Source organism: Lysobacter sp. 2RAF19 (genome assembly GCF_052115395.1).
GTDB lineage: Bacteria > Pseudomonadota > Gammaproteobacteria > Xanthomonadales > Xanthomonadaceae > Noviluteimonas.
In genome coordinates this window covers 434,043-448,088 of sequence record NZ_JBFRGO010000001.1, presented here as the reverse complement: position 1 = coordinate 448,088, position 14,046 = coordinate 434,043, and the positions used below count along the sequence as shown (strand labels likewise).

13 protein-coding genes are annotated in these 14,046 nt (G+C 67.1%); 8 read left to right on the top strand and 5 right to left on the bottom strand.

All coding sequences use genetic code 11. The features are described 5' to 3' along the window. Positions 1 to 106: 106 nt before the first annotated feature. Positions 107 to 1,936 carry a CHASE domain-containing protein gene (locus AB4059_RS02285; RefSeq protein WP_498976228.1) on the top strand — a complete coding sequence of 610 codons (1,830 nt, stop codon included), beginning with the start codon at positions 107 to 109 and terminating at the stop codon, positions 1,934 to 1,936. Positions 1,937 to 1,939: 3 nt separating this feature from the next. Here the strand turns inward: AB4059_RS02285 and smpB are convergent, their stop codons facing one another. Next, complete coding sequence (gene smpB, locus AB4059_RS02280; RefSeq protein WP_498962125.1) at positions 1,940 to 2,461, bottom strand: SsrA-binding protein SmpB; 522 nt, start codon at positions 2,459 to 2,461, stop codon at positions 1,940 to 1,942. A 47-nt stretch (positions 2,462 to 2,508) separates the two neighbouring features. Between smpB and AB4059_RS02275 the strand changes: the two genes are divergently transcribed. Together AB4059_RS02275 and AB4059_RS02270 are read left to right on the top strand one after the other, a co-directional pair. Further along, complete coding sequence (locus tag AB4059_RS02275; protein WP_498976226.1) at positions 2,509 to 2,940, top strand: type II toxin-antitoxin system RatA family toxin; 432 nt, start codon at positions 2,509 to 2,511, stop codon at positions 2,938 to 2,940. Between the two features lie 4 nt (positions 2,941 to 2,944). Beyond that, complete coding sequence (locus tag AB4059_RS02270) at positions 2,945 to 3,226, top strand: RnfH family protein (RefSeq protein WP_498976224.1); 282 nt, start codon at positions 2,945 to 2,947, stop codon at positions 3,224 to 3,226. On the opposite strand, the gene AB4059_RS02265 is transcribed toward AB4059_RS02270, so the two are convergent. Continuing rightward, positions 3,223 to 3,618, bottom strand: coding sequence for an outer membrane protein assembly factor BamE (locus tag AB4059_RS02265; protein ID WP_498976222.1), 396 nt, complete (start codon positions 3,616 to 3,618; stop codon positions 3,223 to 3,225). The genes AB4059_RS02270 and AB4059_RS02265 overlap by 4 nt on opposite strands. Positions 3,619 to 3,667: 49 nt before the next feature. Between AB4059_RS02265 and fur the strand changes: the two genes are divergently transcribed. Continuing rightward, positions 3,668 to 4,072, top strand: coding sequence for a ferric iron uptake transcriptional regulator (gene fur / locus AB4059_RS02260; RefSeq protein ID WP_498977802.1), 405 nt, complete (start codon positions 3,668 to 3,670; stop codon positions 4,070 to 4,072). Between the two features lie 3 nt (positions 4,073 to 4,075). Here fur and recN read toward each other — a convergent pair whose 3' ends face one another. After that, entirely contained in the window at positions 4,076 to 5,746 is a 1,671-nt protein-coding gene (recN, locus tag AB4059_RS02255; protein WP_498976220.1) for a DNA repair protein RecN, read from the bottom strand. A gap of 81 nt (positions 5,747 to 5,827) precedes the next feature. Here recN and hrcA point away from each other — a divergent pair, with 81 nt between their 5' ends. From hrcA to dnaJ, 4 genes are all read left to right on the top strand, one after another. Beyond that, a complete protein-coding gene (hrcA, locus tag AB4059_RS02250; RefSeq protein WP_498976218.1) occupies positions 5,828 to 6,883 on the top strand; it encodes a heat-inducible transcriptional repressor HrcA in 1,056 nt (351 codons plus the stop codon). A gap of 86 nt (positions 6,884 to 6,969) precedes the next feature. Next, positions 6,970 to 7,473 carry a nucleotide exchange factor GrpE gene (gene grpE / locus AB4059_RS02245; RefSeq protein WP_498976216.1) on the top strand — a complete coding sequence of 168 codons (504 nt, stop codon included), beginning with the start codon at positions 6,970 to 6,972 and terminating at the stop codon, positions 7,471 to 7,473. A 104-nt stretch (positions 7,474 to 7,577) separates the two neighbouring features. Then, positions 7,578 to 9,494 carry a molecular chaperone DnaK gene (gene dnaK, locus AB4059_RS02240; protein ID WP_498962140.1) on the top strand — a complete coding sequence of 639 codons (1,917 nt, stop codon included), beginning with the start codon at positions 7,578 to 7,580 and terminating at the stop codon, positions 9,492 to 9,494. A 7-nt stretch (positions 9,495 to 9,501) separates the two neighbouring features. Continuing rightward, positions 9,502 to 10,632 (top strand): molecular chaperone DnaJ, encoded by a 1,131-nt coding sequence (gene dnaJ / locus AB4059_RS02235; RefSeq protein ID WP_498962142.1) that lies wholly within the window; start codon positions 9,502 to 9,504, stop codon positions 10,630 to 10,632. Between the two features lie 21 nt (positions 10,633 to 10,653). Here dnaJ and AB4059_RS02230 read toward each other — a convergent pair whose 3' ends face one another. Next, the gene (locus AB4059_RS02230; protein ID WP_498976214.1) at positions 10,654 to 12,147 is read right to left on the bottom strand and encodes a tyrosinase family protein; all 1,494 of its coding nucleotides are present in this window, start codon (positions 12,145 to 12,147) and stop codon (positions 10,654 to 10,656) included. Between the two features lie 181 nt (positions 12,148 to 12,328). Then, positions 12,329 to 13,876, bottom strand: coding sequence for a tyrosinase family protein (locus AB4059_RS02225; protein ID WP_498976212.1), 1,548 nt, complete (start codon positions 13,874 to 13,876; stop codon positions 12,329 to 12,331). Positions 13,877 to 14,046: the final 170 nt, after the last annotated feature.

Sequence of the window (14,046 nt, the reverse complement as noted above, 5' to 3'; positions counted from 1 at the left end):
GAGACATCAAACACGCTGACCCGACCAGTATAGGGGCGATATGGGGCAGGGCAAGGCGTGATGGGTTTCGACGCGCCCGGGGTTCATTGCCGCTTATGCTGGGGCCATGGTGTCCGCGCCGCGTTCCCCCACCGCGCCAGACGCACCGCGTGCCACGCCCGGTTTCGCCGGGTTCGCGCTCGCGGTGCTCGTGCTGATCGCCACCGTGGCGCTGGTCCTCACGGCGTGGCGTGCCGCGCGCGAGAACGCGCTGGCCGGGGCGCAGGCCGAGTTCCATGGCTCGACGTCCGAAATCGTCGAGTTGCTGCAGCAGCGGCTGGTCAATTACGAGCTGACGATCCGCGGGGGCGCCGCCTTGTTCGCGAGCGTCGCGCGCCCCAGTCCCGCCGAATGGCACGCCTATGTCGACGGGCTCAACCTGGCGCAGCGCTTTCCCGCGATGACGGGCCTGGGCTATGCGGCCTATGTCAGCCATTACGGCATGCAGCGCCTGCAGATCGATACGCGCGATGCCGGCCGTGGGCTGCTGACGATCTGGCCGCGCGGCGAACGCGAGCGTTACGGGCCCATCCTCTACCTCGAACCGCGCACGGCCGAGAACCTCAGCGCGGTCGGCTTCGACATGTATTCCGACCCCGCGCGACGCGCCGCGATGCGCGCGGCGATGCGCGAAGCGATGCCGCGCATGAGCGCGCGCGTGAAGCTGGTGCAGGACCTGGATCCGAAGCCCGGTGGTTTCCTGATGTACGTGCCGGTGTTTCCCGGCGGGCTGGCGCCGCCGAGCGGCGTGCAACGCGAAAGTGCGATCACCGGTTGGGTGTATGCGCCGATCCGCGCGAAGCGATTCGTCGAAGTCGGGCTCGCGCCGATCAATCGCACCGTCACCTTCCGCCTGTACGACATCACCGATGGCGGCCGCGACCTGGTGTACGCCGATCCGGCGCATCGCGAAGGCGATGCGGCGGCCTTCCACGAAACGATCACGGTGCGCGCCTACGGGCGGCAGTGGCAATTCGAGTTCGCGTCGGGCCCATTGGAGACGGCGGCACCGGCGTTGGTGCCGCTGCGCACGGCCTTGATCGTGGGCTTGTTGGCCTCGCTGTTGTTGTTCGGGATCGTGTGGTCGCTCGCGCATACCGAGTTGCGGGCGCAACGCCTGGCCGCGCGCATGAGCCTGGCCGCGCGGCGCAGCGAGGCGCGGGTGCGTGCGCTCAATCGCAGCCTGGAAGCGCGCGTGGAAACGCGCACGCGCGAATTGAGCGAGGCCAATCGCGAACTGGAAACCTTCGCCTATTCGGTGTCGCACGACCTGCGCGCGCCCTTGCGTGCGATCGAAGGCTTCGGCCGCGTGCTGGAAGATCGCTACGCGCCGGTGCTCGACGACACCGGCCGCGGCTATCTCGAACGCGTGCGCAACGCCGCGGCGCGCATGAGCGAGCTGATCGAAGGCCTGCTCAAACTTTCGCGCGTGGCGCGTGGCGACCTGATGCCCGAACGCCTCGACCTCTCGCGCATGGCCGGCGACATCATCGCCGACCTGCGCACGCTCGACCCGCATCGCCCGGTCACCGTCGACATCGCGCCCACGCTGGTCGCCACCGCCGATGCGGCGATGGTGCGCAGCCTGCTGACCAACCTGCTGAGCAATGCGTGGAAGTTCACCCGCGAGCGCGAGCAGGCCTTCATCGCCTTCGCGCAACACGACGACGGCGAAACCTTCTACGTGCAGGACAACGGCGTCGGCTTCGACCAGGCCTACGTCGACAAACTCTTCCGCCCGTTCCAGCGCCTGCACGACGATGCGCACTTCGCCGGCGAAGGCATCGGCCTTGCGACGGTCAAACGCATCGTCGAGCGCCACGGCGGCACGATCACCGCGACGGGCGAAGCGGGCAAGGGCGCGGTGTTCGCCTTTACGCTGAAGTTGCCGGGGTAGGGCTCAGGCGTTCTTGTTGTGCCGGCGCAACAGCCGCTGCTTCTCGCGGTTCCAGTCGCGTTCCTTGCTGGCTTCGCGCTTGTCGTGCGTCTGCTTGCCGCGCGCCAGGGCCAGTTCGGCCTTGACCTTGTTGCCCTTCCAGTAGATCGCTGTGGGAATCAGCGTGTAACCGTCGCGTTGCACGCGTCCGATGAGCTCGTCGATTTCGCGGCGATGCAGGAGCAGCTTGCGCGTGCGATGGGCGTCGGCGATCACGTGCGTGGAGGCCGAGATCAGCGGCGTGATCTGCGCGCCGAACAGGTACAGCTCGCCGTCCTTCACGATCGCGTAGGCCTCGCCGATATTGGAGCGCCCGGCACGGATGGCCTTCAGCTCCCAGCCCTGCAGGGCGATGCCGGCCTCGACCTTCTCTTCGAAGTGGTACTCGTGTTTCGCCCGCTTGTTCAGGGCGATGGTCTTCTGCGTGGGCGCCTTGCCCGCGCCGGACGCCGGCTTTCCCTTATCCTTGGCCACTTTCTTGTTCATCCGCCCATTCTCGCCGAAGCGGCCCGCGCAGGCGAACTGAAGTGCAAATGCCCACGATCCAGCGCAGCGCCCTCGTCGAACACTCCGCCGCCCGCATGTTCGGGCTGGTGAACGACGTGGCGGCGTACCCGCGCCGGTTCGACTGGTGCGAGGCGGCGCAGGTGCTGGAAAAGGACGACAAGCGCGTGGTCGCGCGGCTGGACCTGGGGCTGGGCTCGCTGCGCACGTGGTTCACCACCGAGAACACGCTCGCGCCGCCGCACCACATCGACATGCACCTGAAGGACGGGCCGTTCAAGAAGCTGCACGGGCGCTGGCAGTTCCATGCGCTCGACGAAAGCGCGTGCAAGGTCACCCTGACGCTCGACTTCGAACCGAAGAACAAGTTGCTCGGGCCGGCCTTCGCGCTGGGCTTCCAGGGGCTCGCCGACCGCATGGTCGACGATTTCGTGCGCGCGGCCGACCGCGGCGCGGAGTAGGCGCGTGCGCGTGGACATCGTGCTGGCGGTGCCGCGGGCCTTCGAGTCCTGGCAGGTGACCGTGCCGATCGGCGCCACGGTGGCACAGGCGCTGGCGTCGGCGGGGCTCACGCCGCAGACGCTGGAATCGCGCGGGATCGACGGTTTGGCCTTGCACGGCGTGCGGACGACACCGCAGGCGGTGCTGCGCGACGGGGACCGGATCGAATTATTGCGTCCGCTGGTGGCGGACCCGAAGGACGCGCGCCGGCGACGCGCCGCGCGCCCGAAACAGGACGGCGCTTAGCGACCCTGCTTCTTCTTTTTCTTGTCGACCGGCAGGTTGCCGTAGTGGTCGTGCATCTGTTTGGCGAGCTGTTCGTCCTGCTCGCCGAAGTATTCGCCGTCCCACTTGGCGAGCTGGTCGTTCTCGAACCACAGCGTCAGGGTCTTGCGTTCGGCGGGGCCGACGCGGCCGGTGCGCTGCGTGGCCACGTAATCCCACCGATCATGGTGGAAGGGATCGGCGACCGACGGCGAGCCGAGCAGGTTCATCACCTGGCGCTTGTCCATGCCCTGCTGGAGTTGCTCGACGTTGGTCTTCTCCAGCAGGTTGCCCTGGTAGATCGGCGTGCGATAGAGCATGCCGCAGCCCGAGGTGAGGGCGGCGAGGGACAGGGCGATGAGCAGCTTGCGCATTCGGTGGTCTGGGCTGGCGCGGGGAGGGCCGATGATACACTCCGCCGCCATGGAACAGCAGGATCTCCGCAAGGCCGGGCTCAAGGTCACGCATCCGCGGATGCGGATCCTCGAGCTGTTGGAACAGACCCGCCCCCGGCACATGACGGCGGAGGACATCTACCGCCAGTTGCTGGAGCACGGGGACGAAATCGGGCTGGCCACGGTGTACCGCGTGCTCACCCAGTTCGAGTCCGCCGGCCTGGTCCTGAAGCACAACTTCGAGGGCGGCCACGCGGTCTACGAGCTGGATCGTGGGGAACACCACGACCACATGGTCGACATCGATACCGGCAAGGTCATCGAGTTCCAGAGCGCCGAGATCGAGGAGCTGCAGAAGCAGGTCGCGGCCAAACACGGCTACGAGATCGAAGAGCACGCATTGGTGCTTTACGTGCGCAAGAAGCGCACGTAACCGTCAGTTCGCGTCCGCCAGCAACCTGCGGGCCGCCGCCCGCGCTTCGGTGCTCACTTCCACGCCGCCCAGCATGCGGGCGAGTTCTTCTTCGCGATCAAGCGCTTCCAGTTTGCGCACCGCGCTCTGGGTCATGCCTTCGCTGGCGGCCTTGCTGACGCGGTAGTGCGCATGGCCCTGGGCCGCGACCTGGGGCAGGTGGGTCACGCACAGCGCCTGGCGCTTGCCGCCCAGGGCGCGCAATTTCTGGCCCACGATGTCGGCCACGGCGCCGCCGATGCCCGAATCCACTTCGTCGAAGACCATCGTCGGCACCGCGTCCAGGCCCAGTGCGGCGACTTCGATGGCGAGCGAGATGCGCGAGAGTTCGCCGCCCGAGGCGACCTTGCGCAGCGCGCGCGCCGGTTGCCCGGGATTGGCGGCGACGAGGAATTCGACGCGCTCGGCGCCTTGCGGATCCGGATCGGCGGCCGCGTTGGGTTCGATCGCGACGGAAAAGCCGCCACCGCCCATGCCCAGTTCGCCGATGAGCGTGGTGGTCGCTTTCGACAGCGCATCGGCGGCCTTGGTGCGCGCCTTGGTCAGTGTGGTCGCGGCGGTTTGCCACGCGGCACGCGCGCTTTCGATCTCGCCATCGAGCGCGCGCACGCGTTCTTCCGAACCTTGCAGCGCGGCGACTTCGGCTTCGATCGCATCGCGTTGCGACGCCAGGGCCTCGGGCGCGACGCGGTGCTTGCGCGCCAGGTCGTGCAACTGCACGAGTTTGCGATCGAGCGTGTCGAAGGCCGCGGGGTCGATTTCGAGGTCGGCGCGCACGCGTTCGAGCAGGGAAGCCGCTTCGTCGATCTGGATGGCGGCGATCTCGAGCATCGCGTCGATTTCGGAAAGGCGCGGTTCGTGTTCGGCCTGGCGCGCCAGTTCGTTGCGCACCTGCTGTAGCTGACGACCGAGCGAGGGGCCGTCGTCGCCGCCGAGGCGCGCACCAGCGCCGTCGCAGGCGGCGATCAGGCCGGCGGCGTGCGCGTGGCGTTTGTGCGAGGCGATCAACTCGGCGAATGCGTCGGGTTCGATCGCGTCGCGACGCAATTCGGCGAGCTGGTGTTCGAGGAAGTTGATGCGATCGCCCGGATCCCCGCGCTGCGACAGGGCGTCGCGTTCGCGCACCAGGGCGGTCCACTTGCGCGCCGCGGCCTGGACAGCGGACAGCTTGCCCTCGTTGCGCCCGAAGGCGTCGAGCAGCGCGAGCTGGCTGCCGCGCGACATCAGCGCCTGGTGTTCGTGTTGCCCGTGGATTTCGACGAGCAAGCCCGCCAGTTCGCCCAATTGCGCGATCGTCGCCGGGCGCCCGTTGATCCACGCCTTCGAGCCGCCATCGGCGCGCAAGGTGCGACGCAGTTGGCAGGCCTGTCCGTCGTCGTCGAGTTCCTGTTCGCGCAACCACGCGGCGGCGTCGGGGGCATCGTCGAGTGAGAAAACAGCGATCAATTCGGCGCGCTGCGCCCCGTGCCGGACCACGCCGGCGTCGGCGCGTGCGCCGGAGAGGAAACCGAGCGCGTCGACGAGCAGGGATTTGCCGGCGCCGGTTTCGCCGGAAATCACGGTGAGGCCTGGGCCGAAATCGAGTTCGGCGGCGCGGACGACCGCGAAGTCCTGGATGGCGAGGTGCGTGAGCATGGCGTTAGCGTAAACGGTCTTTCGTCTCGCCCGAAGAGATTGCCGGTTGCGCGGCCTGCGCGGCGGGCTTATACCGACCGCATGGCCTCCCGTCCCTCCGATGTCGACCTCGATCCGCGCGCACGCCAGTTGCTGCGCACCCTGATCGCGCGCTACATCCGCGACGGCGAGCCGGTCGGTTCGCAAACCCTGGCGCGCCACGCGGGCCTGGACATCAGCCCGGCCACGATCCGCAACATCCTCGCCGACCTGGAAGAAGGCGGCCTGCTGACCTCGCCGCACACCTCCGCCGGCCGCATCCCGACCACGCAGGGTTACCGCGTGTTCGTCGACTCGCTGGTGCAGGTCAAGCCGCTGCCCGAAGGGGAGCTGGTGCGCCTGCGACAGGAGTTGCCGGTGGGGTCGGGGACGCAGGCGCTGCTGGGCAGCGCATCGGAACTGTTGTCGGCGATGACGCATTTCGTCGGCGTGGTCGGCGTGCCGCGGCGCGAGCAGTTCGCCTTCCGCCACATCGACTTCGTCGCGCTCGACGCCAATCGCGTGCTCGCCATCGTGGTGTTCGCCGACAACGACGTGCAGAACCGCATCCTGCACACGCGACGGACATGGGACGCCAGCGAACTCGAACGCGTCGCCAATTACCTGAACCAGCATTTCGCCGGCCGCCCGCTGCAGGACATCCGCGCAACGCTCGTGCATGAATTGCGCGCGGCGCGCATGGAAATGGAAACCCTGATGGCGCACACGGTCGAGCTGGCCGAACAGGCGCTCGCGCCGGACCTGGGCGACGACGTGGTGCTCGCCGGCCAGACGCGCCTGATGGGCGTGCAGGACCTGTCGGACCTGGACCGCCTGCGCGATCTGTTCGAGGCCTTCTCCCGCAAGCGCGAGATCCTGCAGTTGCTCGAACGCACCGCGCGCGCGCCGGGCGTGCGCGTGTTCATCGGCGAGGAGAGCGGGGTCGCGCCGCTGGAGTCGGTCTCGCTGGTCACCGCGCCCTATGCCGCCGGGGGCCGCGTCCTGGGCGTGCTGGGCGTGATCGGGCCTACGCGCATGGCCTACGACCGCGTGATCCCGGTGGTCCAGGCGGCCGCGGGGGTGCTGGGCAAGGCGCTGGAGTCGAACTCGGGCGGATAGTCGCCCCCGGGGCTTGAAAGCCGGTCGGTCCGGCCGCATCGCTGAGACCACGGGTGGCGAGGACGCCGCCGAACGGACCGATTCGCATGATCCAGGAACCCCAGGATGCCGACGCCGCCCTCGACGGCGAAGACGCATCGCACGACCAGATCGAAGCCCTCCGAGGCGAAATCGAACAACTGCGCGCCGAGCAACTGCGCGAGCGCGCCGACCTCGACAACCAGCGCAAGCGCCTCGCCCGCGACGTGGAGATGGCGCGCAAGTTCGCCAACGAACGCCTGCTTTCCGAACTGCTGCCGCTGTTCGACAGCATGGAAGCGGGCCTGGCGGCGGCCGAACGGGCCGACCCGCTGCGCGAAGGCATGGAGCTCACGCTCCGCCAGTTGCACCGCATCGCCGAGTCCAACGGCCTGCTCGAAGTGGCCCCGCATCCGGGGGAAAGCTTCGACCCGGATCGCCACCAGGCGATGAGCATGGTCGAGGCGGGCGCGCTGCCCCCCGGCAGCGTCGTGCAGGTCTTCCAGAAGGGCTACGTGCTGAACGAGCGCCTGTTGCGCCCGGCACTGGTGGTCGTGGCGAAGCACGACTGAACGATTCATCCCGCGGCCTCTTGAAGCGGCCGCGTGGAACCTTACTTCTCAGTCATTCCGGCGCACCGCGCCGACAAAAATTCATAGTTTCGGAGGGAGACAACATGGGCAAGATCATCGGCATCGACCTGGGCACGACGAACTCGTGCGTGGCGATCATGGAAGGCGGCAAGGCGCGCGTCATCGAGAACAGCGAGGGCGATCGCACCACGCCATCCACCGTGGCCTACACCAAGGACGGCGAAGTCCTGGTCGGCGCCTCGGCCAAGCGCCAGGCGGTCACCAACCCCAAGAACACCTTCTTCGCGGTCAAGCGCCTGATCGGCCGCAAGTTCAAGGATGCCGAAGTCCAGAAGGACATCGGCCTGGTGTCCTACGCGATCACCGAGCACGACAACGGCGATGCGTGGGTCGCCACCGCCGACGGCAAGAAGCTCTCGCCGCAGGAAGTGTCCGCGCGCGTGCTGGAGAAGATGAAGAAGACCGCCGAGGCCTATCTCGGCGAGACGGTGACCGAAGCGGTCATCACGGTGCCGGCCTACTTCAACGACAGCCAGCGCCAGGCGACCAAGGACGCCGGCCGCATCGCGGGCCTGGAGGTCAAGCGCATCATCAACGAGCCGACCGCGGCCGCGCTGGCCTACGGCATGGACAAGAAGGGCGGCGACCGCAAGGTGGCCGTGTACGACCTGGGCGGCGGTACGTTCGACGTCTCGATCATCGAGATCGCGTCGGTCGACGGCGAGATGCAGGTCGAAGTGCTCTCGACCAACGGCGATACGTTCCTGGGCGGCGAAGACTTCGACAAGCGCGTCATCGATTACCTCGTCGAGGAATTCCTCAAGGACCAGGGCATCGACCTGCGCAAGGATCCGCTCGCGCTTCAGCGCCTGAAGGACGCCGCCGAGCGCGCGAAGATCGAGTTGTCCTCCGCGCAGCAGACCGAAGTGAACCTGCCTTACGTCACCGCCGATGCCTCCGGTCCCAAGCACCTGAACATCAAGCTCACGCGCGCCAAGCTCGAAGCGCTGGTCGACGACCTGGTCAAGAAGACGATCGAACCGTGCCGCATCGCGTTGAACGACGCCGGCCTGCGCGCCAGCGAAATCAGCGAAGTCATCCTCGTCGGCGGCCAGACCCGCATGCCGAAGGTGCAGGCGATGGTGGGCGAGTTCTTCGGCAAGGAACCGCGCAAGGACGTCAACCCCGATGAAGCCGTCGCGCTCGGCGCGGCGATCCAGGGCGGCGTGCTCGCCGGCGACGTCAAGGACGTGCTGCTGCTCGACGTGACCCCGCTCAGCCTGGGCATCGAAACCCTCGGCGGCGTGTTCACCAAGATCATCGAGAAGAACACCACGATCCCGACCAAGGCCTCGCAGACCTTCTCCACCGCCGAGGACAACCAGTCCGCGGTGACGGTGCACGTGCTGCAGGGCGAACGCGAACAGGCGCGCTACAACAAGTCGCTCGCGCGCTTCGACCTGGCCGGTATCGACGCCGCGCCGCGCGGCATGCCGCAGATCGAAGTGTCCTTCGACATCGACGCCAACGGCATCCTGCACGTGCACGCCAAGGACAAGAAGACGGGCAAGGAGCAGAAGGTCGAGATCAAGGCCGGTTCGGGCCTGTCGGACGAAGAAATCCAGCGGATGGTGCAGGACGCCGAAGCGCATCGCGAAGACGACAAGAAGTTCCATGAGCTCGTGCAGGCCCGCAACCAGGCCGACGCGCTGATCCACTCGGTACGCAGCGCGATCACCGAGCACGGCAGCAAGGTCGGCGGCGATGTGATCGGTCGCGTCGAAGGCGCGCTGTCGGACCTGGAAACGGCGATGAAGGGCGACGACAAGGGCCAGATCGAAGCCAAGACGCGTGCGCTGGAAGAAGCGGCGCAGGCGATCGCGGCGGCGGCTTCGGCCGGGCAGGGCGGCGGCGACGCCGGCGGCCCGCAGGGTGGTGGCGCGGCGGGCGACGACGTCGTCGATGCCGAATTCACCGAGGTCAAGGACGACAAGAAGTAACCGACGGATGAAACGCGACTACTACGAAGTCCTCGGCGTTGCCCGGGACGCCAGCGACGATGACCTGAAGAAGGCCTATCGCCGCTGCGCGATGAAGCATCACCCGGACCGCAACCCCGGCGACCACGCCGCGGAAGCCGCGTTCAAGGAATGCAAGGAAGCCTATGAGGTGTTGTCCGAGCCGGCCAAGCGCCGGCTCTACGACCAGCACGGCCATGCCGCGTTCGAACACGGCATGGGCGGTGGCGGCGGGCCCGGCGGTGCCGGGTACGCCGACATGGGCGATATCTTCGGCGACATCTTCGGCAACATCTTCGGCGGTGGCGGTGCGCGCGGCGGTCCACGTCGCGGCGCCGACATCGGCTACGTGATGGAGCTGGACCTGGAAGAAGCCGTTTCAGGTCTGGAAAAACGCATCGAAGTGCCGACGCTGGTCTCTTGCCACCACTGCGCGGGCACCGGCTCCAACGACGGCATCCTCGAAGACTGCAAGACCTGCCACGGTCGCGGCCAGGTGCGCATGCAGCGCGGCATCTTCCAGATGCAGCAGACCTGCCCGCACTGCGCCGGTCGCGGCAAGACGATCCCCAATCCGTGCAAGCCGTGCATGGGGCAGGGGCGCCTGGAGGAAGAAAAGGTCCTGTCGGTGAAGATCCCCGCGGGCGTCGACAACGGCGACCGCATCCGCCTGCAGGGCGAAGGCGAAGCCGGCCCGGCCGGCACGCCGCCGGGCGATCTGTTCGTCGAAGTGCGCGTGCGTCCGCACCCGATCTTCGAACGCGACGGCGACGACCTGCACTGCGACATCCCCTTGCGCATTTCGCAGGCCGCGTTGGGCGACACGATCCGCGTGCCCACGCTGCATGGCGACCTGGAACTGCGCGTCCCCGCCGAGACGCAGACCGGGAAAGTCTTCCGCCTGCGCGACCGCGGCGTGCGCTCGGTGCGCAGCCGCGCACCCGGCGATCTGTACTGCAAGGCGGTCGTCGAAACGCCCGTCAACCTCACGGCCGAACAGCGCGAAATCCTCGAGAAGTTCGAAGCGACCTTCGTCGGCGATGGCGCACGCAAGCATTCGCCGAAGTCGAGCACCTTCATCGATGGCGTGAAGGGCTTCTGGGATCGGATGACGAACTGATCCCGGTTTGGATCCGGCAGATTACTGCCGGATCAGATCGACCTGGGCGACCATCGCATCGGCGCCCTTCTCGGGAACGCCACCGGGCACGAGCTTCACGAACAGCATGTCGCGCGTCGAGCTCGAACGGTTGGTCTTCGCCAGCCCCGCAAGCAGCGGCGTGACATCGAAGCTGTAGAAGTTGTCGCCCAGCGCGGTATCCAGCTTGCTGCCGCCGCCGTGTTCGTGGAACTCGGCGTCGAAGAAGTTGATGTTGCCCACGTAGTTGCGCGCGGCGGGCGCCACGTTCGGCGACTCGCACAGATAGACGTGATAGAGCACGCCCGGTTGCTTCCACGCATGCAGCTTGCGAAGCACCAGGTAGGTGTGGCGCGCGTCGGCGTCGAGGCCGAGCATCGCGGTGGCCTTCGCGTTCGGCTCGCGCGCGAGCTTCACGGTCGTCGCCGCATTGCCCAGGTTCACCATGTTCACCGCGGAGGCGACCTTCTGCGCACCGGCCACGCCCTTGGCGGCGAGCGTCGCGGGCGGCGGTGTCGTCGGAGCGGCGGGCGGACGCGGGAAGAACGCGTCGTAGTCGTAGCCCAGTTGCAGCGCGCTGAACAGATTCTTGGCGCTGCGCTGCTGGCGCAGGCCGCGTTCGTCGGCGAGCGTGAAGGCGGTATTGATCCAGGGATTGGCGACCGCGTCGGTCGGATTCTTGTTGCCGTTCTTGTTCCAGCTGGCCCACATGCGATCGATGTTGGCGTGGTGGACGAAGAACAGCGGATCGTTGCCCGCATACGGCACCGCGCCCATGCCGCGCGTGTTGCCCACCAGCGTGTGGATGCGGCCGTGGATGGTCGAATCGATCGTGCGGCCGAAGCCGGTCACGCTGCCGACGGTGCTGTAGTTCGTCTTCGACATCGCCTCGTCGATGTTCATCGCATCGCCGGGCTGCAGGGCGTGGATGGGCAGGCCGCTGTTCGCGCGCGAGACGCGGTTCGGGCGATACAACACGCCGAACACGGGGTCGTCGGGCATGCGGAACTGCGCCGGCACCACGCCGCGCTGCGCCGGATCGGCCGAGGTGTAATTCCAGTACGGCATCGTGAAATCGGTGCGCCCGGTGACCACGCGGATCATGCGTTCGAGCATGTAGACGTAGTAGCGATGCCAGGGCAGGAAGAAGTTCGAACTCTGGCCGGAGTGCGACTGGCAGGTGTTCCAGACTTCCTCGGCGAGCGTGCGCTGCGGCGTGACGGTATCGCCCCACACGCGCGTGATTTCGTCGGTCTTGACCGTCGCGCCGTCGACGAAGTGGGTGTACCACTGCCACATCCAGCTGCACGGATTGTCGGGCGTCATCGCCTGCATCAGGCGGATGCCGTTGGCGTAGGTCGCCAGCATGTCCAGGCCGCCGGGCGTGGACAGGTCGCAGCGCAGCAGCGTTGCCGCGCGTGCATTGCGCGCGAAGCCGAAGACCAACGGCGTGGCCGCCATGGCCTTGATCAGATTGCGTCGGGTGATGTCGCTCATACTTGCCACTCCTGCAAATTCACATGCAGCAGTGGCGCTCGCACCCCCTGCCGCGATGGGGGCGAGCATGCCCCCCGCACGGGTGATGGCAGGGTGTAAGCGGCTCTTGCGGAACGCGAAATACAACCCCCCAACAACCCTTCGCCGCGCGCCCGTCCCCAGGCGCGCGGCGTTTCGCGCCTTACTGGCGCACCAGCTCGATGCTCGCGACCATGCTGCCGGCGCCCGCGCTGGGCTTGCCGCCCGGCACGAAGGTCACTTGCAGGCTGTCGCGCGAAACCGCGCCACTGCGTTCGAAACGGCGCAGCAGTTCGGTCACGTCGAAGCTGAAGAAGTTCTCGCCCAGTGCGGTGTCCAGCTTCGCGCCGTGACCGCCGTGATCGTGGAATTCAGCGTCGAAGAAGTTGATCGCACCGACGTAGGTGTTCTTGTTCAGCGGAACGTTGGATTGCGCACCCTTCGCCGGGCCGAGATACACGTGGTAGAGCACTTCCGGCTGCTTCCACGTATGCAGGTTCTTCAACACCAGGTAAGTGCGTTGCGGCGCGGTGGCGGGCACCAGGCCCAGGACCGGCGAGACCTGCTTGGCTGCCGTCAGGCGCTGGACGTTCACGTGGGTGTTGGTCGCGCCGAGCTCGGCCATCGTGCTCGAAGAGGCAACGCGTTCGGGCGTGCTCGCCATGAGGGCGGCGACGCGCTGCACCGTGGTGAGCGTCTTCTTTTTCTTCGTCGTCTGCTGCTGTTGCGGCGGCGGCGGAGGCGGAGGCGGCGGTGCGATCAGCGAGTCGTAGCCGTAACCGAGCAGGTTGGTGTCGAAGAAGTCCTTCAACTTGCCCGTCACGCGCTGGCCGAAGCGGTCGGCGAACACGAACTGCGTGTTGCCCCACGTCGAAAGCGGATTCACGCCGGCGTAGTTCGCATTCCAACTCGCCCACATGCGGTCGATGGTGGAGTGGTGCACCCAGAACAACGGGTCGCGCGCCGCGTACGGCACGGCGCCCATGTTCGAGGCGGTGCCCACGAGCACGTGGATGCGGCCGTGGATGTTGGAGTCGATCGAGCGGCAGAAGCCCAGCACCGTGCCGACCGTGCTGTAGGCCGCGCAGGCCATGGTCGCGCTGATGTCCATCTGGTCGGTGGGCTGCGTCTTGTCGATGCGCTGGCCGGTGTTGGCGAGCGAAGTCCGATTGGAGCGATACAGCACGTTGAACACCGGGTCGTTCGGCAGCCGGAACTGCAGCGGCACGATGCCGCGCTTGAGCGGATCGGCGGAGGTGTAATCCCAATAGGGGAGGGTGAAGTCCGGCCGGCCGCTGACTTCGCGGATGATCTGTTCGAAGAAGAACACGAACATCCGATGCCAGGGCAGGAAGTGATTGGTGTTCTGCCCGGCGTGCGACTGGCAGGTATTCCACATCTCGTTGGCGAGCATGCTCTGCGGCGTGACGGTGGTGCCGAAGATGCGCGCCTGTTCGGCGGCCTTCGTTGTCGCGCCGCTGACGAAGTGGGTGTACCACTGCCAGAGCCAGCTGGTCGGATCGGTTTCGGGACGCGCGAGCATCGTGCGCATCGCGTTGGCATACGTGGTCAACATGTCCAGGCCCTGCGGCGAGGCGATGTCGTAACGCACGAGCGACATGGATTGGGCGAACGCGTTGTTCGAAAGCCATGCGGCCAACGGCATCGCGCTGGCCCCTTGCAGGAAGCGGCGGCGGGACAGCGAAATCATGGTGGAACTCTCCGCGAAGCGAATCGGTGGTCAGAAGTCGCCGCGGATGGTCCTTCCCAGTCCCATCCAACCCGCAGCCGGCGCCCTTCGACACACAAGACCGTGTTTTGCGTGAGATTCCGGTCACGGCCGCTCGCATCCGCACAAGGAGTTCAGCAACGTCAGCGCGT

What these genes read in the sequence shown, in the direction of transcription:
- AB4059_RS02285 (WP_498976228.1), top strand. Translation starts at nt 107, where the DNA reads ATGGTGTCCGCGCCGCGTTCCCCCACCGCGCCAGACGCACCGCGTGCC.
- smpB (WP_498962125.1), bottom strand. Translation starts at nt 2,461, where the DNA reads ATGAACAAGAAAGTGGCCAAGGATAAGGGAAAGCCGGCGTCCGGCGCG.
- AB4059_RS02275 (WP_498976226.1), top strand. Translation starts at nt 2,509, where the DNA reads ATGCCCACGATCCAGCGCAGCGCCCTCGTCGAACACTCCGCCGCCCGC.
- AB4059_RS02265 (WP_498976222.1), bottom strand. Translation starts at nt 3,618, where the DNA reads ATGCGCAAGCTGCTCATCGCCCTGTCCCTCGCCGCCCTCACCTCGGGC.
- fur (WP_498977802.1), top strand. Translation starts at nt 3,668, where the DNA reads ATGGAACAGCAGGATCTCCGCAAGGCCGGGCTCAAGGTCACGCATCCG.
- recN (WP_498976220.1), bottom strand. Translation starts at nt 5,746, where the DNA reads ATGCTCACGCACCTCGCCATCCAGGACTTCGCGGTCGTCCGCGCCGCC.
- hrcA (WP_498976218.1), top strand. Translation starts at nt 5,828, where the DNA reads ATGGCCTCCCGTCCCTCCGATGTCGACCTCGATCCGCGCGCACGCCAG.
- grpE (WP_498976216.1), top strand. Translation starts at nt 6,970, where the DNA reads ATGATCCAGGAACCCCAGGATGCCGACGCCGCCCTCGACGGCGAAGAC.
- dnaK (WP_498962140.1), top strand. Translation starts at nt 7,578, where the DNA reads ATGGGCAAGATCATCGGCATCGACCTGGGCACGACGAACTCGTGCGTG.
- dnaJ (WP_498962142.1), top strand. Translation starts at nt 9,502, where the DNA reads ATGAAACGCGACTACTACGAAGTCCTCGGCGTTGCCCGGGACGCCAGC.
- AB4059_RS02230 (WP_498976214.1), bottom strand. Translation starts at nt 12,147, where the DNA reads ATGAGCGACATCACCCGACGCAATCTGATCAAGGCCATGGCGGCCACG.
- AB4059_RS02225 (WP_498976212.1), bottom strand. Translation starts at nt 13,876, where the DNA reads ATGATTTCGCTGTCCCGCCGCCGCTTCCTGCAAGGGGCCAGCGCGATG.